This is a genomic window from Aeromonas sp. s5, from assembly GCF_040907865.1.
Lineage (GTDB): Bacteria > Pseudomonadota > Gammaproteobacteria > Enterobacterales > Aeromonadaceae > Aeromonas > Aeromonas dhakensis.
Genome location: NZ_JBFOCO010000005.1, coordinates 416,987 through 441,080 on the forward strand (window position 1 = coordinate 416,987; position 24,094 = coordinate 441,080).

Genomic DNA, 24,094 nt, shown 5'->3' on the forward strand with positions numbered 1-24,094 from the left:
CATGCGCAAGCGCTATCGTTTGCATCTGCAAGGTCGGGAACACCTCGACCGCTGGCTGGTTTCCTACGCCGACTACATGACGCTGATCTTCGCCCTGTTCGTGGTGCTCTACTCGGTGGCACTGGTCAACAAGGACAAGTATCGTGCCGTCATCGACGGCATGACCCAGGCATTCAATGTGATGCAGCCCCGCAGCGATGGCTTGCTGGAGGGGCAGGGCAAGTCGCTGCTGAACAATGAAGTGTCCGCCGCAACCTCTGTGCTGGAAAGTGCCAAGGCCCGTTCACCCTCGCAGGCTCCTATTTCTGGTGTTCCCATTCTGCAAGATGGTATGACTCTTGCGAAGATAGATTCGCAACTGCAGGAGAACATGGGGTCTCTGGTGGATGCCGGGGTAGTCAAGTTGACACAGGATGACAACTGGCTGACGGTGGAGCTGAGTTCCGGCCTGCTGTTTGGCAGTGGCAGCGCGTTTATGAGCTCCAATGCAGATCCGGTGCTCAATACTCTTTCAAGTATCCTGAAACCGGTCGATAACTATGTGAGAGTGCGGGGTTACACGGATAACCAGCAGATAAATAATGAAATTTTTCGCTCCAACTGGACGTTGTCGGCAGCAAGGGCGGAGGCCGTACTCACTGCGCTCATCGCCAAGGGGATAGCCCCGCAGCGACTTGCTTACGAGGCGTACGGGGAGTTCTCTCCCTTCTCGGACAACAGTACCGAGCAGGGGCGTTTACAGAATCGCAAGGTGGTGGTCGCTATTTCCAAGTTCGCCTGGGTACCACCTCCGACGCCGACTCCTCCCGTTCAGCCAGTGACGGAGGAGCCGGTCCCGGCAGTTCAGCAGGCAGTCGAGGCAGGAGAGGTCAAGGTGATCTCGCTGCCAGGTGGTGGCATACGCATAACAACGAGGCAGGATTGATACAGTGATTGTTTGGACGGTTGCCAACCAAAAAGGTGGGGTCGGTAAAACCACCACGGTGGTCTCGTTGGCCGGTATTCTGGCTCAGCGTGGTCAGCGGGTGCTGTTGATCGACACCGACCCTCATGCTTCCCTGACCTCATATCTCGACTTTGACTCCGATCGGCTGGATGGCACCCTCTATGAGCTGTTCCAGGCGGTCAAGCCCACGGCGGAGCTCGTCAATAAACTGACGCTGCGTACCAAGTTTGAGAACATCCACCTGCTGCCCGCCTCCATTACCCTGGCCACGCTGGATCGGGTGATGGGCAATCGGGAAGGGATGGGGCTGGTGCTCAAGCGGGCACTGCTGCGCATCCAGGATCAATACGACTATGTGCTGATCGACTGCCCGCCCGTGCTGGGGGTCATGATGGTGAATGCGCTGGCGGCCTGTGACCGGATCCTGGTGCCGGTGCAGACCGAGTTCCTGGCGCTCAAGGGGTTGGAGCGGATGATGAAGACGTTTGAAATCATGCAGCGCTCCAAGCGGGAGAAGTTCCGCTATACCGTCATTCCCACCATGTTTGACAAGCGAACCCGCGCCTCGCTGATGACCCTGCAGTCCATCAAGGAGCAGCACGGGAGCGCGGTCTGGAATGCCGTCATACCCATAGATACCAAGTTTCGGGATGCCAGTTTGCTTCACATTCCCCCCTCCATCTATTCGCCGAGCAGCCGCGGCACCTACGCCTATGAGACGCTGCTCAACTATCTTGATGCGCAAGAGCGCCAGCGTGCTCATGAGGTGACATCATGAGAGATACCACCCAAGTCCGGGCCATGGATGACTACTTCCACTCCCTGCTGCTGGAGGATGCCCTGCTGCTTGATGCCGACGAGCCTGACTCCGCGCCCGTCATCCAGTTGCAGCGCAAGCCCCTGCCGGTTGCCGAGAAAGTGGCGCAGCCCTATCTGGAGGCGGATCAGCGGCTGGAACAGTTGAGTGAACTGCTGGCCCAGGTCGGTCAGGTACAATATGAAATCGACGCCCTGAGCCATGAAGAGGTGGTCACTGAACCGCTGCAGATCGAGGCCGAAGATGCCTTGCTGCCGGTTGAGCCGGTCTGGCCCGAGGAGATGCCTGAGCCGGTGGCGGCGGATCCCGCGACTCTGGTGGTGACGGAGACCGAGGTGGCGCTGGCGCCACAGGAGGAGGTTGCCCCCTCCACCTGGGAAAACATTGATACCGGCAAGGAGTTTCAGGCCCTGTTCTTTGAAGTGGCCGGCGTCACCTTTGCCGTGCCGTTGACCGAGCTTGGCGGTATTCATCAGCTGGGGGAGGTGTCATCCCTCTTTGGCCAGCCCAGCTGGTACAAGGGGATCATGACGTCCCGCGAGCAGAAGATGAACGTGGTGGACACGGCGCAGTGGGTCATGCCGGGCCAGCATCTGGAAATAGATGACTACAAGTATCTGATCATGTTGGGTGAATCCCCCTGGGGACTGGCCTGCCATCATCTGAAGGGAACCGAGTTATTGCACCGTGATCAGGTCAAATGGCGCCATCAGGAGGGCAAACGTCCCTGGCTGGCCGGCATGGTCAAGGAGAAGATGTGTGCCCTGCTGCACGTGAAGGAATTGCTCCTGTTACTGGAGCGCGGGGTCAACATAGAAGGTCGCTGATAACTTCTGCACTCGGGCTGTTTTATTGCTAGTTTTACCAGTAGACGTTTTCATAAAAGGAATAAAAACATGACAGAAAAGCGCAATATTGCACAGAATCTGGCCGAAGACGAAGTGCTGCAATGGGTCACCTTCCAGCTGGAAAATGAAACCTACGGCATCAACGTGATGCAGGTGCAGGAGGTGCTGCGCTACACCGAGATCGCCCCTGTGCCGGGTGCCCCCGAATACGTGCTGGGCATCATCAACCTGCGCGGCAACGTGGTGACCGTCATCGACACCCGTTCCCGCTTCGGCCTGCCTTCTGGCGATGTGAGTGAAAACTCGCGCATCGTCATCATCGAGGCGGAGAAGCAGGTTATCGGCATCATGGTCGACAGCGTGGCCGAGGTGGTCTATCTGCGTTCATCCGAGATCGATGCGGCCCCGGCCGTGGGTACCGAAGAGAGCGCCAAGTTCATTCAGGGGGTCAGCAATCGCGATGGCCAGCTGCTGATCCTGGTCGATCTGAACAAGCTGCTCTCCGATGAAGAGTGGGAAGATATCGGTTCCCTCTGATAGGAAGATGATGTGTTGATGATTGAAATTGCCGCCTTGGGGGTGTCCTTGCTGGCGTTGGCGCTGGCCCTGTACGGGGTGTTAGGCAGCCGACGTGGCCAGCGAGAGTCCGAGGCCAGGGTGGAGCTGCTGCAGGGTCAGCTCGAGAGTCTGCGCAAGCAGATGATGGAGCTGCATACCGGAGCCATCGGCATGGGCCAGCGTCTGCAATCCGTCGAAGGGGCCATGCAGCAGGTCAATGACCGCCAGCAGGAGCTTACCCTGCAGGATCCGGAACGCCGCCTGTACAGCCGGGCCGCCAAGATGGTGGAGCTCGGTGCCGACCTCGACGAGGTCATGAACGAGTGTGAATTGCCAAAGGCCGAGGCTGAATTGTTGATTTCATTGCGAAAAGGCCGCTCATGATCTATCGGGAAGGCATCTGCCTTCCTGATTTTCCCGCCCCGCTTTGCGGCTCTCCAAGGCGGGATCTCCCCCACAAATCCTGCTGATAATTGGCATCTTTGAAAAGACGCTTCCCGATACTGTGTTAATATGCAGGCCGCTTCTTTTCACTGATTACATCCTCATGCTGCTTCAAATTCACAACCTGAGCTGCGTGCGTGAAGATCGCACTCTGTTTGAACATCTCTCCTTTGCGGTGGCTCCCGGTGATCTGGTGCAAATTGAAGGTCCCAACGGCGTGGGCAAGACCAGCCTGCTACGCTTGCTGACTGGCCTGTCTCAGCCTTTTGCCGGTGAAGTGTGCTGGAATGGCGAGAATATTCGCCATTGCCGCGACGAATATCACGCCAATCTGCTCTATCTCGGTCATCAGCCAGGCGTCAAGGCTGCCCTGACACCGCTTGAAAACCTCGCCTTCTACCAGAAACTGCACCATGCGGCCGATACCAGCGTGGATCTGTGGCGGGTGCTGGCCCAGGTTGGTCTGGCCGGCTTTGAAGACAACCCCACCGGTCAGCTCTCCGCCGGTCAGCAGCGCCGCGTCGCGCTGGCTCGTCTGTGGCTGAGTGACCAGCCGGCACTCTGGATCCTGGACGAGCCGTTCACCGCCATCGACAAGCAGGGGGTGAAGGTGCTGGAGCGGCTGTTCCTGACCCATGCCGAGCGGGGGGGCATGGTGATCCTCACCACCCATCAGGACATGACCCTGATGCAGGGACGGCTGAAGACCCTCTCTCTCACGCCCTTGCTGCAGGAGTAGTTCTGATGTTGCGCGCCGTAATGCACCTGATCCACCGTGAGCTGCTGATGGCCCTGCGCCAGCGCTCCGACATCCTCAACCCGCTCTGGTTCTTTCTCATCGTCATCACCCTGTTTCCGCTGGGGATCGGCCCCGAGCCCAAGCTGCTGGCCCGCATTGCCCCCGGCATCATCTGGGTGGCGGCCCTGCTGGCGGCCATGCTCTCCCTGGAGCGGCTGTTTCGCGACGACTTCGGCGATGGCGCGCTGGAGCAGATGATGTTGATGCCCCATCCGCTGGGCTTGCTGGCGCTGGCCAAAGTGATCGCTCATTGGTTGCTGACCGGCCTGCCGCTGTTGCTCATCTCCCCGCTGCTCGCCATCCTGCTGTCGCTGGACATGCACACTTATCTGGCGGTGGTGGCAACCCTGGCGCTGGGCACTCCCGTGCTGAGCCTGCTCGGGGCGATCGGGGTGGCCCTCACCGTGGGTCTGCGCAAAGGGGGAGTGTTGCTCAGCCTGCTGATCCTGCCGCTCTATATTCCGGTACTGATTTTTGCCACCTCCGCCATCGATGCGGCGGGGATGGGGCTGCCCTATTCGGGGCAGCTGGCGATTCTGGGGGCCATGCTGGCCGGTGCGCTCACCCTGACCCCGTTGGCGGTCTCGGCGGCGCTGCGGGTCAGCGTGAATTGATGAAAGCGTCTGAAAAAGTGGCCATGGAAGGGCCGTTATAAAAAATATAATTGAGATAGATCAAGAGGATGGCTGCTTATTGCTTTCGGGGGATGTGATGTTTTCCGGCAGTGAGTAAGGTAGGCCTCGCCACGATATTAATAACAGAAAGGTTTTGTGAGCTATGTGGAAATGGTTGCACCCTTACGCTAAACCCGAGCGCGCTTACCAGCTGGCAGGGACCTTGCTGCCCTGGTTTGCCGTGACCAGCCTGCTGGCATTCATCATCGGCACCCTTTGGGGGTTGGCGTTCGCCCCTGCCGATTACCAGCAGGGTGACTCCTTCCGGATCATCTACATCCATGTTCCCGCCGCCATTCTCTCCATGGGGGCCTACTCCACCATGGCGGTCGCGGCCTTCATCGGTCTGGTGTGGCAGCTGCGGATGGCCGACATGACGGTGGCCGCCATCGCGCCGGTCGGTGCCGTGTTTACCTTCATCGCGCTGTTTACCGGTGCCGCCTGGGGCAAACCCATGTGGGGCACCTGGTGGGTGTGGGATGCGCGGCTCACCTCCGAGCTGATCCTGCTGTTCCTCTACCTGGGGGTCATCGCCCTCTACAACGCCTTCAGCGACAAGGTGCTGGCCGGCCGGGCCGCCGGTATCCTGGCGCTGGTGGGGGTGATCAACCTGCCCATCATTCACTACTCGGTGGAGTGGTGGAACACCCTGCATCAGGGCGCCACCATCACCAAGTTTGACAAGCCCTCCATCTCCCCCGAGATGCTGTGGCCGCTGCTCATCATGATCCTGGCCTTTGCCGCCTTCCTCGGGGCTCTCTCCCTGATGCGTTTTCGAAACGAGCTCTTGATGCGGGAGTGGCACCGCCCCTGGGTCAAAGAGATAGCCGAGCAGGAGAAGTAAGCATGCACTTTGCCTCATTCAGTGACTTTCTGGCGATGGGCGGTTACGCCTTCTACGTCTGGCTCTCCTTCGGTCTGACCCTGCTCTGCCTGGTCGGCATCGTCATTTCCACCCGTATGAAAACCCGCAGCCTGCTCGGCGAATTGCGCAGCAAGCAGGCGCGCGAGGCTCGTCGCAAGGCGGCCCAGCAGATGGAGAACACCCTATGAACCCGAGACGCAAAAAACGCCTCACCATCATCCTGGCGATCAGTGCCGGCCTCGCTGCCGTGATCGGCCTGGTGCTCTATGCCCTCAGTCAGAATATTGATCTCTTCTATACCCCGAGCGAGCTGGTGGAGGGCAAGGGACCGGACAAGATCAAGCCGGAAGAGGGGCAGCGCCTGCGCATCGGGGGTCTGGTGGTACCTGGCTCGGTGCAGCGGGATCCCCAGAGCCTCAAGGTGGCCTTCAAGCTGGTGGACAATGGTGGGCATCTGGTGACCGTCGAGTTTGACGGCATCCTGCCGGATCTGTTCCGCGAAGGGCAGGGCATCGTCGCCCAGGGCACCCTCAAGGATGCCACCACGGTCGCCGCCTTCGAGGTGCTAGCCAAGCACGATGAAAACTACATGCCGCCGGAAGTGGCCGATGCCACCAACGGCATGCACTTCAAACCGGAATATACCGACGCGCAGTTGAAGGGGAGCAAGCAATGATCCCGGAATTAGGACAGTTCTCGCTGATCCTGGCGTTTGCCACCGCCCTGCTGCTGGGCAGCTATCCGCTGCTCGGGGCCAAATGGGGGCGCCTTGGCATGATGTCGGCGGCCCGCCCGCTGGCCTATGCCCAGTTTCTGCTATTGCTGCTGTCGTTCCTCTGCCTGACCTGGGCCTTCATCGACAACGACTTCACCGTGCAGTATGTGGCCACCAACTCCAACAGCCTGCTGCCGCTGGCCTACCGCATCTCCGCGGTGTGGGGAGCCCATGAAGGTTCCCTGCTGCTGTGGGTGCTGACGCTGGGGGGCTGGACCGCAGCGGTCGCCATGTTCAGCCGCCGCCTGCCGCTCGACGCGGTGGCGCGGGTGCTCGGGGTGCTCGGCCTCATCTCGGTCGGTTTCACCGCCTTCGTACTGTTTACCTCCGACCCCTTCACCCGCACCTTGCCCTATTTCCCGGTGGATGGGCGCGATCTCAACCCGCTGCTGCAGGACCCGGGTCTCATCTTCCACCCGCCCATGCTCTACATGGGCTATGTGGGCTTCTCGGTGGCGTTTGCTTTCGCCATCGCGTCCCTGATGACCGGCCGGCTCGATGCCACCTGGGCACGCTGGTCGCGTCCCTGGACCATGGCAGCCTGGGTCTTCCTGACGCTGGGTATCGTGCTCGGCTCCTGGTGGGCCTATTACGAGCTCGGCTGGGGCGGCTGGTGGTTCTGGGATCCGGTGGAAAACGCCTCCTTCATGCCCTGGCTGGCCGGCACCGCCCTGCTGCACTCGCTGGCAGTCAGTGAAAAACGCGCCACCTTCAAGGCCTGGACCGTGCTGCTGGCGCTCTCGGCCTTCTCCCTGAGCCTGCTCGGTACCTTCCTGGTGCGCTCCGGCGTGCTGGTCTCGGTGCATGCGTTTGCCTCAGACCCGACCCGCGGCCTGTTCATTCTGGGCTTCCTGCTGGCGGTGATAGGTTCATCCTTGCTGCTGTTCGCCTTCAAGGGCTCCCAGGTAAGAAGCCACGGCAAGCACGAGCTGTGGAGCCGCGAGACCCTGCTGCTTGGCAACAACATCATGCTGGTGGCGGGCCTGCTGACCGTGCTGCTCGGCACCTTGCTGCCGCTGGTGCACAAGGAGCTGGGGCTGGGCAGCATCTCCATCGGCACCCCCTTCTTCAATCACATCTACAGCTGGCTGATCATCCCGTTCGCCCTGTTGCTGGGGGTCGGCCCGCTGTTTCGCTGGCGCCGTCAGGAGCTGGGCGAGCTCAAGGGCAAGGTGGTCCTGGCGCTCCTGCTGAGCCTGGCCACCGCCATCCTGCTGCCGCTGCTGCTGGCCGAGGAGTTCAAGCCCTGGGCTGCGCTCGGTATCGGGCTTGGCGCCTGGATCATCGTCACCAGCGTGCAGGAAACCTGGGCGCGCGCCACCCACAAACACAGCTTTGCCGTCGGTGTGCGGCGCCTTGGCAACAGCCACTGGGCCATGATCCTGGGCCACGTGGGTCTTGCGGTGAGCATTATCGGCATCGCCTGCACCCAGAACTACAGCATCGAGAAGGACTTGCGCATGCAGGCCGGCGATCGGGTTCATTTTGCCGATTATGAGTTCGTCTTTACCGGTATCAAGGAGAAGAACGGCCCCAACTACGACGGTTTCAAGGGCGTGCTGGAAGTGCACAAGGATGGCAAGCAGGTGGCTCTGCTCAAGCCGGAGAAGCGCATGTACAAGGTGACCCGGATGCCGATGACCGAGGCGGCCATCGATGCCGGCTTTACCCGTGACCTCTATGCGGCCCTTGGCGAGCAGCTCGACAACGGCGCCTGGGCGGTGCGGATCTACTACAAACCCTTCGTGCGCTGGATCTGGTTCGGTGGCGTCTTCATGGCCATTGGCGGCGTGCTGGCGATGCTGGACAAGCGCTACCGTTTCGGTCGTCGTGAAGAGGAGGCCAAGGCATGAGCAAGAAGACCTGGTTGTTTCTGATCCCCTTCATCGTCTTTCTGCTGGGAGCCGTGTTTCTGTTCAAGGGGCTCTATTCCGATCCCACCAAGCTCGAATCCGTGATGGTGGGCAAGGAAGTGCCCGTGTTCACCCTGCAGGATATCTATGACCTCAATAAGCAGCATGACAGGAGCATCCTCAAGGGGCGTCCCATGCTGCTCAACGTCTGGGCCACCTGGTGCCCGACCTGCTATGGGGAGCACACCTACCTCAAGCAGCTGGCGGGGCAGGGGATCTACATCGTCGGCATGAACTACAAGGATGAGCGGGCCAAGGCCATCAACTGGCTGGCGGAGCTCGGTAATCCCTATCAGATCAATCTGTATGATCCCGATGGCATGCTGGGGCTGGATCTGGGGGTTTACGGCGCGCCGGAGACCTTCTTCATCGACAGTCAGGGCATCATCCGCTATCGCCACGTGGGTGACGTCAACCCCGAGGTGTGGGCATCGACCCTCAAACCCATCTATGACGCCATGAAGTGAGGGAGAACCCGATGAGAATCTTGATTGCATCCCTGCTGCTGCTGGCGGGACTGGGCGGGGCAGGTCAGGCGCTGGCCGCCATCGATGTCTACACCTTCGACAACGACGCCCAGGAGCAGACCTTTCGTGAACTGACCAAGGAGCTGCGCTGCCCCAAGTGCCAGAACCAGGACATCGCCGACTCCAATGCGGGCCTGGCCAAGGACCTGCGTGACAAGACCTACCAGATGGTGCGCGAGGGCAAGGAGAAGCAGGAGGTGGTGGACTACATGGTGGCCCGCTACGGCAACTTCATCCTGTACAACCCGCCGCTGATGGCCTCCACCCTGATCCTCTGGCTGGGGCCGCTGCTGGTGATCGTGGTGGGCATAGTCCTGGTGGTGGTGCGCAGTCGCCGTCGTCCCGCGGCAGCTACGCCGGCGGATAGCGCCCTGAGCGCGGAGGAGCAGCGTCGTCTGGCTGCCCTGCTCAAAGAGGAAGAGAAACAATGACCGCATTTTGGATAGTGATCGCGGCCCTGCTGGTGCTGGTGAGCCTGGCACTGGTGTTGCCCCTGTGGCGGGGAGAGGGCCGCCAGAGCATCAGCCGCTCGGCCCTCAACAAACAACTCTATCGTCAGCGTCTGCTGGAGATCGGTGAAGAGCGCGAACAGGGGGTGCTGGCGGAAGAGCAGGACACCCTGATCGAGTTGCAGCGCAGCCTGCTGGACGACATCCCCGACGTGGAGCAGACCGCTCGCGGCGGCAAGAGTCTGATCTGGATCCCGGGTGTGCTGGTGCTGCTGGTGGTGAGCCTGGGGCTCTACTACAAGCTGGGCGCCTGGCAGGAGGTCAGCCGCTGGCAGGACGCCAGCAGCCGGTTGGGCGAGCTCAGCAACCGCATCCTGGTGGAGCGCAATGCCGAGGTCACCGAGCAGGATCTGCTGGACTTCACCCTGGCCCTGCGTACCCGCCTGAAAGAGGAACCGAACGATTACCGCGGCTGGCTGCTGCTGGGCCGACTGTCGCTGGATGGCAATGATCCCGATATGGCCCGCGAGGCACTGGAGCGGGCCTACGGGTTGGCACCACAGAAGGGGATGGTGGCGGTGCCCTATGCCCAAGCGCTGATGATGACAGGGGATGACGCGCAGGCCGATCAGCTGCTGCGGGGAGCCATCGCCCAGGATCCGGCCAATATAGAGGCGCGCTCCGTCTACGCCTTCATGGCCCTGCAAAAAGAGGACTTCAAGACCGCCCTGCAACGCTGGCGCGAGATGCTGCCGCTGATGGAGAAGGGCTCGACCCGCTACACCATGGTGGAGCGCTCCATCGACTATGCCGAGCAGCAGTTGAAGAAACGCGGCATGGCCAGTGCGGTCGTGCCGGCAGAGGCGAGCGGACAGAGCACCGCTTCCGCCCAGGTGCTGGAAGTGAAGGCCGGCGAGTTCCCGCTCAAGGTGACGCTGGCCGATGGCATTGCACTGCCGGAAGATGCCCATCTGTTCGTGTTTGCGGTGATCCCCAACGGGCCTCCCATGCCCATCGCGGTCAAGCGCATCCCGGGCCCGCACTTCCCGCTGACGCTGTCGCTGGGTGACGGTGATGCCATGATGGAGGGCAACAAGCTGGCCGCCTATCCCGAGCTGCAGTTCAAGGCGCGCCTCTCCCGTGGCGGCAACGTCATGAACAAGGAAGGGGCGTTCGAAGGGGCCTCGGTCCCGGTCGCCACCGGCTCAATTCCTTCAGCGCCGATTGACATCCGCATCGATCACGCCCTCTAATACGCCTCTGGCCCGGCCCTCGATGGGGCCGGGCTGCCTATAATTCAGATTAATCACAATAAAAAGCTAGGACTTCCATATGCATGTGCGTGTAGGGGCATTGACGGTGGCCTTGTTGCTGGGTGGCTGTGCTGGCGGCCCGCCCAAGCCGGGCCCCGAGAGCCTTGACCTCAAGGAGACGCCGAGCCGGCCCGAAGCGACCAGCACGGCCAGTGACAGCCGTGACCCGTTTCAGGGTGCCAACCGGGCCATGTGGGCCGTCAACTACGATGTGCTTGAGCCCTACGTGGCTCGCCCCGTGGTGCACGGCTACGCCCGATACGTTCCGCAGGGAATGAAGGATGGCATCGAGAATCTGGTGGAGAACTTCAACGAACCGAGCAGCATGGTCAACCACCTGCTGACCGGCGACTTGAAGGGGGCGGGTACCAACCTGGGCCGCTTCACCCTCAACACCACTGTGGGTCTGCTGGGGATCTTCGACGTGGCCAAGCATGCGGGCCTCGAGCGCAACAAGCTGGAGCTCTCTACCGTGCTCGGGCGCATGGACATAGGTGAGGGGGCCTACGTCATGGTGCCCGTCTATGGCCCCACCACCACCCGCGAGATAGTGGGGGATACCATAGACGTGCTCTACTTCCCCTACTCGCTGCTGACTTTCCCGCTGAAAGCGGTGCACTGGGCGCTGAATGGTCTGGGTACCCGTTCCAAGCTGATCGATCAGGAGCGGATCATCGACAACGCGCTCGATCCTTACGCCCTGACCAAGGACTTCTATCTGCAGTACAACCAGAACAAGGTGACTGGCCGTCAGAGCGATCTCAAGGCGCCGGCGCAGGAGAAGAGCGACGACAGCAACCTGGATGACTATCTGGACGAGATTGACCAGTGATGCCTGTGCATCCCGGCTCGAATGACAAAGGCGCCTGCGGGCGCCTTTTTGCTACGCTGGCTGCCCTTGCGCCATAAAAAACGCCCCGCAAGAGCGAGGCGTTTTGGCAAGAGTGTGGCGCTATCAGGCAGCCAGGTTCTTGGCCACGAATTCCCAGTTGACCAGGGCCCAGAAGGTTTCCATGTACTTCGGACGCAGGTTGCGGAAGTCGATGTAGTAGGCGTGCTCCCACAGGTCGACGGTCAGCAGCGGGGTGGTACCGGCTTCGGTCAGCGGGCAACCGGCGTTGGAGGTGTTGACGATGGCCAGGGAGCCGTCAGCCTTTTTCACCAACCAGGTCCAGCTGGAGCCGAAGTTGCCGATGGCAGACTTGGTGAACGCATCCTTGAACTCGGCGAAGGAGCCGAACGCCTTGGTGATGGCATCGGCCAGGGCGCCAGTGGGCTCGCCACCGCCGTTCGGGGAGAGGCAGTGCCAGTAGAAGGTGTGGTTCCAGATCTGGGCGGCGTTGTTGAAGATGCCACCAGTGGAGGTCTTGATGATCTCTTCCAGAGACTTGCCTTCAAACTCGGTACCCGGCACCAGGTTGTTCAGGTTGACCACGTAGGTGTTGTGGTGCTTGCCGTGGTGGTATTCCAGAGTTTCCTGGGAGATGTGCGGTTCCAGAGCATTGATTGCATAGGGCAGAGCGGGAAGTTCGAATGCCATTTTCTACTCTCCATTGGCTGGCCGTGCGAAGGCGACGGTTGCAAGACATTGCGTACTCTTTTCTATTTTGAAAAGAATTGTTCTTGAAGTGATGGGGCCAGTTGGCCCAAAGCCCATCGATTGTACCAGCATCAAAGATGGCCTAACAACTCTTGATTCTCGCCATGATCCGGATCAAGCTGCGGCGTATTGATTCGTCACTTCTTGCTGTTGTCGCGGTTTGCCAGTTTGTGGTCTGCCCGGATTGCAGTAGAATGGCCGCCGAAATCGCTCTAGTGAGGCACCTATGGAAACTATTGAAAAGATCAAACAGCAGCTGGCTGAAAACCCCATCATTCTGTACATGAAGGGCTCCCCCAAGCTACCCAGCTGCGGTTTCTCTGCCCAGGCCTCCCAGGCCCTGATGTCCTGTGGCGAGCCGTTTGCTTACGTCGACATCCTGCAAAACCCGGACATCCGCGCCGAGTTGCCGAAGTTTGCCAACTGGCCCACCTTCCCGCAGCTGTGGGTCGAGGGCGAGCTGGTCGGCGGCTGCGACATCATGATCGAGATGTTCCAGGCTGGCGAACTGCAGACCCTGATCAAGGAAACTGCCGCCAAACACAAGCAGGATGACGCAGCCGCCGAATAAGGCCGCCATCGCATCATGCAAAAAGGGGAGCCATCGGCTCCCCTTTTCTTATGCTGCAAGACGGTATCAGGCGATGCGCTCGATGCGCGCCAGATAGAAGCCGTCGAAACCGGTGGCCGCCGGGCTCACGGTGTGATCACCGAGCAGGCGGAAGTTGTCGTTGGCGGCGAGGAATTTGTCCACCTGCTGGCGGTTCTCCTCGGGCAGGATGGAGCAAGTGGCGTAGACCAGCATGCCGCCCACCTTCACCATCTGGCTGTAGCGCTGCAGGATCTCTTCCTGCAGGGCTACCAGCACCGGCAGCCGCTCGGCGGTATCGCGCCACTTGGCATCCGGATTGCGCTTGAGTACGCCAAGGCCGGAGCAGGGCACGTCCAGCAGCAGGCGATCCGCGCTCTCTTTGAGGCGCTTGACGGTCTTGCTACTGGTGATGACCCGGGTCTCCACGTTGTGGGCACCGGCGCGGCGGGCGCGCTGCTTGAGGTTCTCCAGTTTCCACTCTTCCACGTCCATCGCCAGCAGACGGCCCTTGCCCTTCATCATGGCGGCCAGATGCAGGGTCTTGCCGCCGGCACCGGCGCAGGCGTCGATCACCCGCATGCCGGGAGCCACGTCGAGCGCCGCCGCGATGTGCTGGGAGCCGGCATCCTGCTGCTCGAACCAGCCGTCAGCAAAGGCGTTGGTGCGAAACAGGGCGGCATCCGAGGTCACTTCCAGGGCGCTCTCGACCCCTTCCACCGGTACAGTGGTGATCTGCTCTTTGGCCAGGGCCGCCTGCAGCTCGTCACGGGTGCACTTGAGGGTGTTGACCCGCAGGTAGCGCTTGGGCATGGCGGTCAGGGCGGCACGCTCGGCCGGCCAGGCATCGCCCAGCTGCTCACTGCCGAGCTTTTCCAGCCAGGTTGGGCAGCCATCCATCAGCACCGGGTTCTTCTTGGCCTCGGTCAGACGGCGACGAAACGCCTCTTCATTGAAGCGATCCAGGGTCGGGTGATTGGGCTGAGCTATCTTGTGGAAAGCGTGCCAGCTGTGCAGCAGCGGCCAGACGTGCTTCTCGGCCTGCCGCACCTGAATACCGGTCAGGGCGCAGTAGAGGCTGAGGCGACGCAGCAGATCGCCGGTGACCAGGGCAATCCTTGCCTGTTCTTGCGGTTTGAGTTCGATGCCGGAAAATTGACGGGCATAGGCGCGATCCAGGGTGAGACCCTGGCCCAGCACATCGTCAACAATGGCAACGACCAGGTCCCCGAGACGGGGCAACAGTGGGGATTTGAGCATGAGATTAACCTTGGTCAGAAAAAGACGAACCGTCGCCATGGTGACGCGGCTCAAAAACTGATAAATCCGCGCAATGATAGGGGCTAGACAGGGTTGGTGCAACACTCCCCATTCGGGGAAGATAGGGTGGATGCTGCTGGACTAATCGGACCAGCAGGCGAATGATGCAGGTTGCAGTTCAGGTGAGTGCATTTTAAAAGGACTAAAACGATGCAGTTGATGAAATTTTCTCCCTTGGCGCTGGTGGTAGCCAGCTTGATGAGTTCGGGCGGCCTTGCGGCCAAAGAGTGGGATACGGTCGCGGCGCGCGCCACTGCCGCCGACGGGTATGACGTGAGGGCCAACCAGTTTCGGGTAGCCAAGGTGCCCATCGACTATTTTGCCGGACTGCAAGCCGGGGCGCGTTCGCTGACCCTGCCGCTGCCCGACGGGGGAGAAGTGACCTTCACCCTGCAGGCCTATGATCTGTTGCCGGCGGATCTGGCCGCCAAATATCCAGATATCCAGGTCTTCAAGGGTCACAACCCGGCGGCACCGGTGGAGACGGGGCGCTTCGATCTCGGCCCCCAGGGATTCCATGCCATGTTCACCCATCAGGGCAAGACGGTGTTCGTCGATCCGCTGCGCAATGCTGACGGTTATGCCGTCTATTACCAGCAGGACGCCTACAGCCGGTTGGCGGAGGAAGCGGACAAGGTTATCGGCAGCGATGCCAGCAAGGCGCTGGCGCACAAGGTGCAGGTGGATGGCAACGTACGCAAGCGCTATGTCATCGCCATCTCGGCGGCGGGGGAGTACACCCAGTATCACGGGGGTACTGTCGAGGCTGGTCTTGGCGCCATCACCACCCTGCTCAACCGGGTCAACGAGGTGTACCAGCGTGACGTGGCGGCCGAATTCCAGCTGGCCAGCGGCAACGACAACATCATCTTTACCGACCCGGCCAGCGATCCCTTCAACAATGATGACGGCGACGTCGACATCAATAGCGTGGTGCAGGCCGATGCCCAGACCCTGCCCAGCACGCCGTTGGGACCGTTTGACATTGGCCATGTGGTCAATACCGGGGGCGGTGGTCTGGCCGGCCTCGGCGTGCTCTGTATGGCTGACAAGTCGGCCGGCATGACAGGTTCCGCCACCCCGGTGGGGGATGCCTTCTTTATCGACTATGTGGCCCACGAGATCGGCCACCAGTTCGGCGCCGATCACACCTTCAACGGCACCACCAACAGCTGTGGCGGCGGCAACCGTGAGGCGAGCCAGGCCTGGGAGCCGGGCAGTGGCACCTCCATCATGGCCTATGCCGGCATCTGCGGGGAGGAGAACATCCAGCCCCACAGCGACCCCTATTTTCACAGCAAGTCCATCGAGCAGATGCGGGCGCACATGGCGACCGTGCCGACTTGCGGCACCACCATCGACCTCGTCAACAACGCGCCCCAGGCGGCGGCCGGGGCCAGCCACATCATTCCGGCCAACACGCCGTTCGTGCTGAAGGGGGCCGGCGCCGATCTGGACGGGGATCCCCTGACCTATACCTGGGAGCAGATCGATCTGGGGACTGAGTCGAGCAGCCTGGCCACCATGGTGGACGACGGCAGCCGGCCGCTGTTTCGCTTTGTCTCCCCCACCAGCTCACCGGAGCGGATCCTGCCGAGCCTGCCCTCCCTGCTGTCGGGCACGCTCGCCAAGGGCGAGGCCTGGCCTGCCACCAACCGGGATCTCAACTTCCGGCTGACGGTGCGTGACGGCAAGGGCGGTGTCGCCAGCGATGACATGAAGGTGCAGGTGGTCAATACCGGCAGCGCCTTCCGGCTGACTGCGCCGCTTGGGAGGTCGTTGACGCCGGGGGCAAGTCAGGCGGTCAGCTGGGATGTGGCCGGCACCAACCTGGCACCGATCAGCTGCAGCAAGGTGGACCTGCTCCTGACCCAGAACGAGGGAACCAGCTGGAGCAGCCTGGCGGTCAGCCAGCCCAACAGTGGCTCGGCCACCGTGACCCTGCCGGCGGATCTGGCCAGCGACGCCCGTCTGAAGGTGGCCTGCAGCGACAACATCTTCTTCGCCATCAGCCCAGCCAAGCTGCCGGTCGTCCAAAGCGGCGGCAGCTCGGGCGGTGGCGGTGGTGGCGCCCTCGGTTTCTGGACCCTGGCGCTGGCCCTGCTGGGCTGGCAGCGGAGGCGCGGATGAGGGCGGCCTGGCTGGTGTTGGCGTCCCTGCTCGGCGGCTGTCAGGCTGACGCCGATACCCTGGAGCAGGCGGTCAGCGCCAGCCTGGCCAAGCAGGATTACCGGCTGATCGTGCGGGCCGGGCGAGGCGAGGTGGCGCCCGGCATAGCGCCGGAGCAGCAGGCATCAGCCAAGGCCCGCTGCGGCGTGCGCTATCTGGAGGGGCTGGGGGATGTGATCAAGCCAGGCCAGCAGGAGGCCCAGGCCAAGCTGGCGGCCTACGCGGCCGACTACAACCGGCGCATGCTGGCGCACTGCCCGTCACTACCGGCAACGGATCGGCAGTGACAGAGGGCCGTCAAGGTCAACAGGGGGAGGCGCGAGCCTCCCTCTTTTTTACGGCTGTCATTTGCCGGTCACAAGGCTTGTACCCATGGCGTGCTCGTCGCACAATGCCTGCACGCATGGCCGCATGGGCGGCAAAGAGAGAAGGAAAATCAAGATGATGGATGTAGCCGATCTGCGCCGTGAATACACCCGGGGTGGACTGCACAGGGCCGATCTGCCGGCCGAGCCCCTCGCCCTGTTCGAGAAGTGGCTGGCCCAGGCGTGCGAAGCCAGGCTGACCGATCCCACCGCCATGGTGGTGGGCACAGTGGATGCCGACGGCCAGCCCTGGCAGCGCACCGTGCTGCTCAAGCACTACGACGCCGAAGGCATGGTGTTCTACACCAACATGGGCAGCCGCAAGGCGCACCAGCTGGAGGGCAACCCCCGCATCAGCCTGCTCTTCCCCTGGCACACCCTGGACAGACAGGTGCATGTGACCGGCCGGGTGGAGAAGATGAGCACCTTCGAGGTGATGAAGTATTTCCACAGCCGTCCCAAAGACAGCCAGATCGCTGCCTGGGTCTCCAAACAGTCGACCCGTATCTCGGCCCGTGGCGTGCTGGAGGCCAAGTTCCTCGAGCTCAAGCAGAAGTTTGCCAATGGCGAGGTGCCGTTGCCGAGCTTCTGGGGCGGTTTCCGGGTGCGCATCGACACGGTCGAATTCTGGCAGGGGGGCGAGCATCGCCTGCACGACCGTTTCTACTACACCCGCGAAGGGGAAGGGTGGCACATCGAGCGGCTGGCGCCCTGAGCGCCCCGCTAGCCCTCTGCTGCTGACAAGGAGTCTGTATGCGTCTGTATGGCGATCTGAAGTCCGGCAACTGCTACAAGCCCTGGCTGCTGGCCCGCTGGCTTGAGCTGCCCCTCGACTGGGTGCCGGTGGATGTGCTGGCGGGGGAGACCCGCACCCCCGACTTTTTGGCCCTGAACCCCAACGGCAAGATCCCGGTGCTGGAGCTGGCCCAGGGCGACACCCTGGCGGAGTCCAACGCCATCCTCTTCTACCTGGCGCAGGGGTCGTCCCTGTGGCCGGCCGAACCGAGCCAGCAGGCCGAGGTGCTCAAGTGGCTGTTCTTCGAGCAGTACAGCCATGAGCCCTATATCGCGGTAGCTCGCTTCATCGTTCACTATCTGGGGCGACCGGAGTCCCAGGAGGCGCGCCTCGACGGGCTCAAAGCCGGCGGCGAGAAGGCGTTGGCGGTGCTGGAGCAGCAGCTCAAGCAGAGTCCCTACCTGTGTGGCGAGGCGCCGACCATCGCCGATCTGGCGCTCTATGCTTACACCCATGTGGCGGAGGAGGGGATCTTCTCGCTGCAGGGCTGGCCCGCCATCCGGGCCTGGATTGCCCGTATCGAGGCGCATCCCCGCCACCTGAGCCTGCCCGCAGCCTGTCAGGCCGGCTGATGGAACTGCTGATCGAGCGTGCCCTGTGGCAGCCCCACTGGGCACCGGTGCTGCAGGCCTGGCAGCGGCAGGGCCATGGCTGGCAGTTGCTGCAGAGCAAGGTCGATGAGCGTTTGCCGAGCGAGACCGGCGGACTCTGGTCCTGTTGTCCGCCCGATGGCGTGCGTTCGGCCAGCGCGCTGCTGGCCGCCTGGCTGGACGGCGATCTGCCCGGCCAGCAGGCCGTTGATCCGAGCCGGCAGATCCTCATCAGTGGCTCGGCCTCCCTGCTGACCCTGGCGCGAGAGGAGGGGCTGTTGACCCTGGGAGGACAGGGGGCCGATCTGGCGCTGACGGCGCAGGACGATCTGGGCGCCGTGCTCAACCGCCTGCTGGCCCGCCGCCTGACGGTGCCGGTGCTGGCCGAACTTCCCTCCCGGTCGGAACCCGCCCTGCAGCTGCGCCCCCTGCTGGCGTGCGATGAAGCCGAGGTGGTGCGTTATTGCAGCGATGCGGCGCTCGCCCGCTACACCCTCAACATTCCCCACCCCTATCCGCTGGAGGCGGCCCGCGACTGGCTGGCCGGCTGCTGGCGCAAGGCGGCGCTCGGATTGGGCTGGAGCTGGGCGCTGACCCTGCCGGCTGGCGAGGGCGATGCGCCGCTGGTGGGGGTTATCTCGCTGCACTGGAACGGCGAGCTGGCCTGGTGGGTGGGTGTGCCCTGGCAAAACCGCGGACTGGCGACCCGGGCCGCCCGGCTGGTGAAGGCCTTTGCGTTCGACCGGCTGCAGCTGCCGGTGCTCACCGCCCGCCACATGCCGGACAACCATGCCTCCGGCCGGGTGATGGCCAAGTTGGGCATGCGCTATTGCGGCCGACGGGCACTGAGTGGCCAGCGCCCGTGCTTGAGCCAGAACCAGTGCGAGGTGAGCTACTGGCAGCTGGCGCGAAGTCTGACGCTGGCGGCGCCGGTCGAACGCCAGCTGGCCCCCCTGCTGGCTGACGAGCGGGTGGTGGCGGCCATCCTGCAGACACAGGTCGGGGAGGGGGCGCCGAAGCGGCTGGCGCTGTTCATGACAAATCGGGATGAGGCAGAAGAGGGCGAGCCCGCCGCCGCGCCGCCACGCTCCCTGGGTACTGACGGGCCGCTGGCGGTGGAATACTACGACCAGGATGCGCTGGCGCAGGCCGAGCCGGAGCAGCTCCATCTGCTGCGCGGCCTGCTGCTGAAAGACGCCGAAGAGCAGGGGCTGGACTACCTGCTGCAGTTGGCCAGTCTGCAGCGCCAGGGGCCTGTGTTGCTGACCCTGGTTGAGCGGCGCCAGCGCTTGCGCTGGCTCGCCAGTGAGGAGCGCAGGCTCGCCCTGCTGGCCGCTGAGCCGCTCACCCATCGCTATCATCTGCTCGACTTGCTGGTGGCCTTGCCCGCTCTGCTCGATGAGCTGGCCGGTCGCTGGCATCGGGATGCCGACGACACCCTGGCCTGGCTGGCACGGGCCGAACCGCTGCTGTTCAATGCCTATCGAACCGCCATCACCAGCCTGCAACCGGTCGATCTGCATGAGTTGCTGGCGCAGGTGGCGGATCGTTTTCCTGAGTCCACCCTCCCATTTCTGGACAAAGGTGCTCAGGGCGGCGGGCAGTTTGTGGAATAATGCCCGCTCTGCTGTACGAGGAGTAACGCTGTATGCTGAGAACCGAGCGCCCTGGCGACATGCTGCCGGTCTATGACCTGGTGAGTGCCGCCTTTGGCCGTACCGACGAGGCTGAACTGGTCAACCGCCTGCGCGAATGCGGCGCCGCCGTGGTGACCATGGTCGAGGAGGAGGAGTACGAGTTCATGGGGCACCTGATGCTGAGCCCGATCACCATTAACGGGGTGGAGGGGCCCTGGCTTGGTCTCGCGCCCGTGGCGGTCCACCCGGATTGGCAGGGGCAGGGGATCGGCTCGGATCTGGTGCGCGAGGGGCTGGATACGGCGCTGGAGATGGACTGGAAGGCGGTGGTGGTACTTGGTGACCCGACCTATTACAGCCGCTTCGGTTTTCGTCCCGCCAGCGAGTTCGGCCTGTACTGCATCTATGAGGTGCCCGCCGACTGCTTCATGGCGATGGAGCTGCAGGAGGGCGGCTTGACCGGAATGCAGGGTGAAGTGCTCTACCACCCGCTGTTTGACGAACTTCCCGAAGAACAATGAGCCACGCAAACGGCAGCCAGGGGCTGCCGTTTTGTTATCTGAATGCGCTGCAGATGCTGTGTCTCCCCCCTCGAACAGTCGATGGTTTTTTCTTTCCCGCCCCACCTCATCATTGCGGATCGTATTCACGAGCACACCGGTGAGCTAATGCCACTTTGCTCCGTGCTGGGATATATAGTGCGTACCACCTTTATCTGGAAATCATGGTGCTGCCCTGCAGCCTGATGGCACCTTGCTGCATTTTTGGGGGGCTCTTTTCGAAATATATTGTTACAACTTTTTCTCGGCAATATCTGTTTTTGTCTAACGGGTAACATTTTCTGGTTAGACCTCATTATTGATGTTTGACTCAAATGAGGATTGGAAGGTAGGTTGTGCAATATATAAACAAGGAGGCTTGATACGGTTGCCTTGGCTTTAATTGTTAATATCCTCCTTGCCTTGTATATCGGTAGTGCTGCTGTTATGCATATATTGACGATGCTGATATGGCAGCCTATTTACACCTCTCATAGAACAACAACCATATGCTCGGTCATGATGACATGGCCCGCCAGACTATTTCCTGAAATATTTAATAATCTGGGAAGCAATGAGCACTGATAGGGATATATAATATGAAAAAACTTTCAGAAATAATCCATCGTGAAGTTTCACAAGGGCGTCGGGATTTTCTGACGTTCTCCTCCATGTCGCTGATAGGCCTGGCTGCCGGCACTGTCTTCCCAGCCCCGGTGAAAGCCGCTATTGCTGTCCTGAATAGTGGCAATTTCGCCGAGCTGGATGCGATCAATTTTTACGTGATGGCATCTAATCAGCCCGTCGTTGATTCGAACCGGGTCAACTTTGTACAAGAAACCGATGAAGCGCAATATCTTGCCCAAGTGATGTTTCAAGAGCTGATGAAGTTCGAATTCCAGTATCAGAACAGCTCATTGAGCGAAGCGTTAGGCCCTGGCATGAAGCCTAACAATAATGTGTTGACCATGAGTGATGGCATCAACTCGGTCAATGCTATTTACAGCAGCAACCGACGCTATTTTACCGATAATATGGTTGAATATGTGAGTGGCTTGTTGCAGAACTCATATAGCAAGCAAACCAATGTCACTGTGGCAGACCGGAAGCTGTATAACTCTTGGGATATGGTGAAGGTAAATGCAAATATCAAGCAAGCTGAAAAGGGTACGCAGTTTAAAGAAATTATCGATCAGCTATACTCTGTCGCCACTCATTATTGTCAAAGCGGAAAGTTAACCGGCTACAAAGCAGCGGGGGAAAACTGGGCTCGTCAACTTATCGAACACTACTCCAAGAATGAGGTGTTAGAGGAACTGATCAGCTCTTTCAAAGTTCAGGAGTATCTGGGATCAGGTTCATCGTTTGAAAAGGCGATGTGGCAAGTCTACAACACCATCAATAAAGTAAGAGCGCTCAATATTTCATCCGGTCGTCGCATCACCGAGGACGAGCTGAAAAAATTTGAACGTACCATGGCGGGTTCTGTATACAGTGGGTTTGCCATGAACCTGAGCTGGGGCCAACAAAGCGAGAAATACACAGTCCTGGCCAACAGGAGAAATTTCGATGATGTGGTGACCTTGCTGAGAAATGAAAGCGGGACTCAGCGCACCTTCTGGAACAGTTTCTTCAACCAGAATAGCCCGGATAGCTTCTGGAATGAACTGAACAACATGAGCTTGAGAACGAGCACCCTGCAGGATGAGGGGGCCCGGCAGCGCATTCTTCAACGATATCCTGCGCTGGCAGGGACGGCGGGCAGTATGGCTCCCACAGCCTTCTCCGGTGTGGCTCCCGCTGCCTTTCCCATCGATTCATTCCTTTCCGTGTTCACCTTGTTGCTGGGGGTGGGCAACTTTACCTGGTTGACGGCGACCGATCGGGAGGAATGGAGCAACCCTGTTCCTTTGATGGAGTTGGGGGCGGCCCTGTTTGATGTGACATTGAATCTGATCCAGCTCGGTCGATTCCTTGATAAAGTGACCATGTTTATTTATGGCAATGGCGAAGGCATCATCAACAGCATTGCCATCAATATGGGTAAATTCAGTCAATTCTTGAGCAACCTTACCGCCAAAGGCCAGCATCTCACGAATGTATTAGAGCGGCAGATAGCCAGCAAGATGTTTCTCGCCACGCAAAATATCACCCGGATTATCAATATATGTTTTGTCGGATTGGCGGCGCTGGGGGCGGCCCTGGCTGCGTATAACCTATATCAGGCTATCGAGGGTGGCGATATAGGTGATATTATATTTGCGGCAATCAATATGTTGGTCGCCACGGTGGCGCTGGGTGTCGCCGTGGCCTCTTTTATGGGCTTTGCCATTGCCGGCCCCCTGGGGATTATTGTCGCGGTGATAGGCATAGTGGTGGCCATCGCCCAATGGATATACACATTACTTAAAAAAGAAGAGGTCAAACCTACCCCGATCGCGAGATATACCAACGAGTATATTAAACCGAGAGGGCTTGAGTATGAAGACCTGGGGTCATATATTTGCCGAGTGTCCAGTTACTGGAAGCGCACTCTGGTATGCGCCTTCGATGCAAGGACCATGAATACCGATTGGGATTACGTCCCAAGTATCGCGGATCATGACAACCCGATTTATACCCAGCCGGGGGCATTGGTCACCTCCCCAAGAAATGGCAGGATTTATAACTTTGCCAATATTCAGAAGCCAGGCTACGGAAATATATCGAACTTCTTCACTGCGGGAGCCACCACCCCAATCAGTAACTGGCGGCCGGGAAGTGATTTGCAGACCTGTTTGCATGCCGTTGAGAGTCAGGCAAACAATAATAGTCGCGCAGCAATATTTGTGGTGCTGGGCAACAACTCTAGCTTTTCACGGGCCTTCTTGACGTCTCATCTGGAGGATGCCCCGACAAGCAGCAATGAACTGACGAGTCAATTAAATCTGGAGTGGCAAGAGTATCCGCTGGATGTGGTTGCCATTAATGGCCTTGACGAGACAATGTTCCTTATCTTTACGACCCGGCATATCTATCAAGTGAAAGGTGGTGCAGTCCGCAGGATAATATCTGACTTTGTCGGTCAGCGCGATGCACCGATAACCTATGGCCTGAATGCGCTGGCGCTCGGTACCAACGTGAATTTGATCTATCGGCTAAATGGTCTGCAGGCGCCCGATACCCGCTACCATTATCTGCTGACCCGGGATGACAATGGTGACTATACCAGCATGAAATTGCTGCGGACCATCAATAATCCCATGTCCTCAGACTCGCCGATTGTTGGCCGGTTGTTCAAGAAAACCAACGATCTGGTTTCGCGGATGGACTTTATGTATCACGATGGCAAGAGTGGTTATGCGCGTTATGGCGCAATCATGAACAAGACTGATGATGCCTCCTTGTCATTGTACAATGGGGTGGAATTTCAGGTGCCGGACAATGGATTCCGCTCCTTCTACAAGAATGCGTTTATTCCCAAATAACACAGTCGGCACGCTTTCAGGCGTTCACGTCCTGGGCCATGAAGGACCCGTATCGACTCCTGATGTGTCGAAAACAGGCCACGCCCTTGTCGGC

At 60.3% G+C, this 24,094-nt stretch carries 25 protein-coding genes; 23 read left to right on the forward strand and 2 right to left on the reverse strand.

Annotated features, from left to right (window positions below):
- Nucleotide 1: 1 nt before the first annotated feature.
- The 15 genes from AB5Y94_RS03095 to AB5Y94_RS03165 all read left to right on the forward strand — a co-directional run bounded on the left by AB5Y94_RS03095 (nucleotide 2) and on the right by AB5Y94_RS03165 (nucleotide 11,760).
- Nucleotides 2–925 carry a flagellar motor protein MotB gene (locus tag AB5Y94_RS03095; protein ID WP_017778738.1) on the forward strand — a complete coding sequence of 308 codons (924 nt, stop codon included), beginning with the start codon at nucleotides 2–4 and terminating at the stop codon, nucleotides 923–925.
- A gap of 4 nt (nucleotides 926–929) precedes the next feature.
- On the forward strand, nucleotides 930–1,724 hold the full coding sequence (locus AB5Y94_RS03100; RefSeq protein WP_005298826.1) for a ParA family protein: 795 nt from the start codon (nucleotides 930–932) through the stop codon (nucleotides 1,722–1,724).
- The gene (locus tag AB5Y94_RS03105) at nucleotides 1,721–2,590 is read left to right on the forward strand and encodes a chemotaxis protein CheW (RefSeq protein WP_139397417.1); all 870 of its coding nucleotides are present in this window, start codon (nucleotides 1,721–1,723) and stop codon (nucleotides 2,588–2,590) included. Before AB5Y94_RS03100 ends, AB5Y94_RS03105 begins: the two co-directional genes overlap by 4 nt.
- Nucleotides 2,591–2,659: 69 nt before the next feature.
- A complete protein-coding gene (locus AB5Y94_RS03110; RefSeq protein WP_005298836.1) occupies nucleotides 2,660–3,148 on the forward strand; it encodes a chemotaxis protein CheW in 489 nt (162 codons plus the stop codon).
- Nucleotides 3,149–3,166: 18 nt separating this feature from the next.
- Nucleotides 3,167–3,553, forward strand: a complete 387-nt coding sequence (locus AB5Y94_RS03115; RefSeq protein WP_010634610.1) for a DUF2802 domain-containing protein — start codon at nucleotides 3,167–3,169, stop codon at nucleotides 3,551–3,553.
- A gap of 163 nt (nucleotides 3,554–3,716) precedes the next feature.
- The gene (ccmA, locus tag AB5Y94_RS03120; protein WP_005298840.1) at nucleotides 3,717–4,352 is read left to right on the forward strand and encodes a cytochrome c biogenesis heme-transporting ATPase CcmA; all 636 of its coding nucleotides are present in this window, start codon (nucleotides 3,717–3,719) and stop codon (nucleotides 4,350–4,352) included.
- Nucleotides 4,353–4,357: 5 nt separating this feature from the next.
- On the forward strand, nucleotides 4,358–5,026 hold the full coding sequence (gene ccmB, locus AB5Y94_RS03125; protein WP_017778735.1) for a heme exporter protein CcmB: 669 nt from the start codon (nucleotides 4,358–4,360) through the stop codon (nucleotides 5,024–5,026).
- Nucleotides 5,027–5,189: 163 nt separating this feature from the next.
- Nucleotides 5,190–5,930, forward strand: a complete 741-nt coding sequence (locus AB5Y94_RS03130; RefSeq protein WP_005298843.1) for a heme ABC transporter permease — start codon at nucleotides 5,190–5,192, stop codon at nucleotides 5,928–5,930.
- A 2-nt stretch (nucleotides 5,931–5,932) separates the two neighbouring features.
- A complete protein-coding gene (ccmD, locus tag AB5Y94_RS03135) occupies nucleotides 5,933–6,139 on the forward strand; it encodes a heme exporter protein CcmD (protein WP_005298845.1) in 207 nt (68 codons plus the stop codon).
- The gene (gene ccmE, locus AB5Y94_RS03140; RefSeq protein WP_005298847.1) at nucleotides 6,136–6,627 is read left to right on the forward strand and encodes a cytochrome c maturation protein CcmE; all 492 of its coding nucleotides are present in this window, start codon (nucleotides 6,136–6,138) and stop codon (nucleotides 6,625–6,627) included. Before ccmD ends, ccmE begins: the two co-directional genes overlap by 4 nt.
- Nucleotides 6,624–8,579, forward strand: a complete 1,956-nt coding sequence (locus AB5Y94_RS03145) for a heme lyase CcmF/NrfE family subunit (protein WP_017778734.1) — start codon at nucleotides 6,624–6,626, stop codon at nucleotides 8,577–8,579. Before ccmE ends, AB5Y94_RS03145 begins: the two co-directional genes overlap by 4 nt.
- A complete protein-coding gene (locus tag AB5Y94_RS03150) occupies nucleotides 8,576–9,106 on the forward strand; it encodes a DsbE family thiol:disulfide interchange protein (protein WP_005298853.1) in 531 nt (176 codons plus the stop codon). The genes AB5Y94_RS03145 and AB5Y94_RS03150 overlap by 4 nt, the downstream gene beginning before the upstream one ends.
- A gap of 11 nt (nucleotides 9,107–9,117) precedes the next feature.
- Nucleotides 9,118–9,597: a cytochrome c-type biogenesis protein gene (locus tag AB5Y94_RS03155; protein WP_005298856.1), complete on the forward strand. Its 480-nt coding sequence runs from the start codon at nucleotides 9,118–9,120 to the stop codon at nucleotides 9,595–9,597.
- Entirely contained in the window at nucleotides 9,594–10,868 is a 1,275-nt protein-coding gene (gene ccmI / locus AB5Y94_RS03160) for a c-type cytochrome biogenesis protein CcmI (RefSeq protein ID WP_216989179.1), read from the forward strand. Before AB5Y94_RS03155 ends, ccmI begins: the two co-directional genes overlap by 4 nt.
- Nucleotides 10,869–10,947: 79 nt before the next feature.
- Entirely contained in the window at nucleotides 10,948–11,760 is an 813-nt protein-coding gene (locus tag AB5Y94_RS03165) for a VacJ family lipoprotein (protein WP_026140852.1), read from the forward strand.
- Nucleotides 11,761–11,883: 123 nt separating this feature from the next.
- Here the strand turns inward: AB5Y94_RS03165 and sodB are convergent, their stop codons facing one another.
- Complete coding sequence (gene sodB / locus AB5Y94_RS03170; protein ID WP_005298860.1) at nucleotides 11,884–12,468, reverse strand: superoxide dismutase [Fe]; 585 nt, start codon at nucleotides 12,466–12,468, stop codon at nucleotides 11,884–11,886.
- A 286-nt stretch (nucleotides 12,469–12,754) separates the two neighbouring features.
- Here sodB and AB5Y94_RS03175 point away from each other — a divergent pair, with 286 nt between their 5' ends.
- Nucleotides 12,755–13,099 (forward strand): Grx4 family monothiol glutaredoxin, encoded by a 345-nt coding sequence (locus tag AB5Y94_RS03175; protein ID WP_010673955.1) that lies wholly within the window; start codon nucleotides 12,755–12,757, stop codon nucleotides 13,097–13,099.
- 66 nt (nucleotides 13,100–13,165) lie between these two features.
- Here AB5Y94_RS03175 and AB5Y94_RS03180 read toward each other — a convergent pair whose 3' ends face one another.
- The gene (locus tag AB5Y94_RS03180; protein ID WP_368204800.1) at nucleotides 13,166–14,377 is read right to left on the reverse strand and encodes an RsmB/NOP family class I SAM-dependent RNA methyltransferase; all 1,212 of its coding nucleotides are present in this window, start codon (nucleotides 14,375–14,377) and stop codon (nucleotides 13,166–13,168) included.
- A 210-nt stretch (nucleotides 14,378–14,587) separates the two neighbouring features.
- Here AB5Y94_RS03180 and AB5Y94_RS03185 point away from each other — a divergent pair, with 210 nt between their 5' ends.
- The 7 genes from AB5Y94_RS03185 to AB5Y94_RS03215 all read left to right on the forward strand — a co-directional run bounded on the left by AB5Y94_RS03185 (nucleotide 14,588) and on the right by AB5Y94_RS03215 (nucleotide 24,000).
- Nucleotides 14,588–16,567 carry a reprolysin-like metallopeptidase gene (locus tag AB5Y94_RS03185; protein ID WP_368204801.1) on the forward strand — a complete coding sequence of 660 codons (1,980 nt, stop codon included), beginning with the start codon at nucleotides 14,588–14,590 and terminating at the stop codon, nucleotides 16,565–16,567.
- The gene (locus AB5Y94_RS03190; protein WP_024942908.1) at nucleotides 16,564–16,893 is read left to right on the forward strand and encodes a hypothetical protein; all 330 of its coding nucleotides are present in this window, start codon (nucleotides 16,564–16,566) and stop codon (nucleotides 16,891–16,893) included. The genes AB5Y94_RS03185 and AB5Y94_RS03190 overlap by 4 nt, the downstream gene beginning before the upstream one ends.
- 154 nt (nucleotides 16,894–17,047) lie before the next feature.
- Nucleotides 17,048–17,686 (forward strand): pyridoxamine 5'-phosphate oxidase, encoded by a 639-nt coding sequence (pdxH, locus tag AB5Y94_RS03195; protein ID WP_005298871.1) that lies wholly within the window; start codon nucleotides 17,048–17,050, stop codon nucleotides 17,684–17,686.
- 38 nt (nucleotides 17,687–17,724) lie between these two features.
- Nucleotides 17,725–18,339 (forward strand): glutathione S-transferase family protein, encoded by a 615-nt coding sequence (locus AB5Y94_RS03200; RefSeq protein ID WP_368204803.1) that lies wholly within the window; start codon nucleotides 17,725–17,727, stop codon nucleotides 18,337–18,339.
- Nucleotides 18,339–19,973, forward strand: coding sequence for a GNAT family N-acetyltransferase (locus AB5Y94_RS03205; protein WP_368204804.1), 1,635 nt, complete (start codon nucleotides 18,339–18,341; stop codon nucleotides 19,971–19,973). The genes AB5Y94_RS03200 and AB5Y94_RS03205 overlap by 1 nt, the downstream gene beginning before the upstream one ends.
- Nucleotides 19,974–20,005: 32 nt before the next feature.
- A complete protein-coding gene (locus tag AB5Y94_RS03210; protein ID WP_336288959.1) occupies nucleotides 20,006–20,515 on the forward strand; it encodes an N-acetyltransferase in 510 nt (169 codons plus the stop codon).
- A gap of 617 nt (nucleotides 20,516–21,132) precedes the next feature.
- On the forward strand, nucleotides 21,133–24,000 hold the full coding sequence (locus AB5Y94_RS03215; protein WP_368204806.1) for a hypothetical protein: 2,868 nt from the start codon (nucleotides 21,133–21,135) through the stop codon (nucleotides 23,998–24,000).
- Nucleotides 24,001–24,094 lie beyond the last annotated feature (94 nt).

What these genes read in the sequence shown, in the direction of transcription:
- AB5Y94_RS03095 (WP_017778738.1), top strand. Translation starts at nt 2, where the DNA reads ATGCGCAAGCGCTATCGTTTGCATCTGCAAGGTCGGGAACACCTCGAC.
- AB5Y94_RS03105 (WP_139397417.1), top strand. Translation starts at nt 1,721, where the DNA reads ATGAGAGATACCACCCAAGTCCGGGCCATGGATGACTACTTCCACTCC.
- AB5Y94_RS03110 (WP_005298836.1), top strand. Translation starts at nt 2,660, where the DNA reads ATGACAGAAAAGCGCAATATTGCACAGAATCTGGCCGAAGACGAAGTG.
- AB5Y94_RS03115 (WP_010634610.1), top strand. Translation starts at nt 3,167, where the DNA reads ATGATTGAAATTGCCGCCTTGGGGGTGTCCTTGCTGGCGTTGGCGCTG.
- ccmA (WP_005298840.1), top strand. Translation starts at nt 3,717, where the DNA reads ATGCTGCTTCAAATTCACAACCTGAGCTGCGTGCGTGAAGATCGCACT.
- ccmB (WP_017778735.1), top strand. Translation starts at nt 4,358, where the DNA reads ATGTTGCGCGCCGTAATGCACCTGATCCACCGTGAGCTGCTGATGGCC.
- AB5Y94_RS03130 (WP_005298843.1), top strand. Translation starts at nt 5,190, where the DNA reads ATGTGGAAATGGTTGCACCCTTACGCTAAACCCGAGCGCGCTTACCAG.
- ccmD (WP_005298845.1), top strand. Translation starts at nt 5,933, where the DNA reads ATGCACTTTGCCTCATTCAGTGACTTTCTGGCGATGGGCGGTTACGCC.
- ccmE (WP_005298847.1), top strand. Translation starts at nt 6,136, where the DNA reads ATGAACCCGAGACGCAAAAAACGCCTCACCATCATCCTGGCGATCAGT.
- AB5Y94_RS03145 (WP_017778734.1), top strand. Translation starts at nt 6,624, where the DNA reads ATGATCCCGGAATTAGGACAGTTCTCGCTGATCCTGGCGTTTGCCACC.
- AB5Y94_RS03150 (WP_005298853.1), top strand. Translation starts at nt 8,576, where the DNA reads ATGAGCAAGAAGACCTGGTTGTTTCTGATCCCCTTCATCGTCTTTCTG.
- AB5Y94_RS03155 (WP_005298856.1), top strand. Translation starts at nt 9,118, where the DNA reads ATGAGAATCTTGATTGCATCCCTGCTGCTGCTGGCGGGACTGGGCGGG.
- ccmI (WP_216989179.1), top strand. Translation starts at nt 9,594, where the DNA reads ATGACCGCATTTTGGATAGTGATCGCGGCCCTGCTGGTGCTGGTGAGC.
- AB5Y94_RS03165 (WP_026140852.1), top strand. Translation starts at nt 10,948, where the DNA reads ATGCATGTGCGTGTAGGGGCATTGACGGTGGCCTTGTTGCTGGGTGGC.
- sodB (WP_005298860.1), bottom strand. Translation starts at nt 12,468, where the DNA reads ATGGCATTCGAACTTCCCGCTCTGCCCTATGCAATCAATGCTCTGGAA.
- AB5Y94_RS03175 (WP_010673955.1), top strand. Translation starts at nt 12,755, where the DNA reads ATGGAAACTATTGAAAAGATCAAACAGCAGCTGGCTGAAAACCCCATC.
- AB5Y94_RS03180 (WP_368204800.1), bottom strand. Translation starts at nt 14,377, where the DNA reads ATGCTCAAATCCCCACTGTTGCCCCGTCTCGGGGACCTGGTCGTTGCC.
- AB5Y94_RS03185 (WP_368204801.1), top strand. Translation starts at nt 14,588, where the DNA reads ATGCAGTTGATGAAATTTTCTCCCTTGGCGCTGGTGGTAGCCAGCTTG.
- AB5Y94_RS03190 (WP_024942908.1), top strand. Translation starts at nt 16,564, where the DNA reads ATGAGGGCGGCCTGGCTGGTGTTGGCGTCCCTGCTCGGCGGCTGTCAG.
- pdxH (WP_005298871.1), top strand. Translation starts at nt 17,048, where the DNA reads ATGATGGATGTAGCCGATCTGCGCCGTGAATACACCCGGGGTGGACTG.
- AB5Y94_RS03200 (WP_368204803.1), top strand. Translation starts at nt 17,725, where the DNA reads ATGCGTCTGTATGGCGATCTGAAGTCCGGCAACTGCTACAAGCCCTGG.
- AB5Y94_RS03205 (WP_368204804.1), top strand. Translation starts at nt 18,339, where the DNA reads ATGGAACTGCTGATCGAGCGTGCCCTGTGGCAGCCCCACTGGGCACCG.
- AB5Y94_RS03210 (WP_336288959.1), top strand. Translation starts at nt 20,006, where the DNA reads ATGCTGAGAACCGAGCGCCCTGGCGACATGCTGCCGGTCTATGACCTG.
- AB5Y94_RS03215 (WP_368204806.1), top strand. Translation starts at nt 21,133, where the DNA reads ATGAAAAAACTTTCAGAAATAATCCATCGTGAAGTTTCACAAGGGCGT.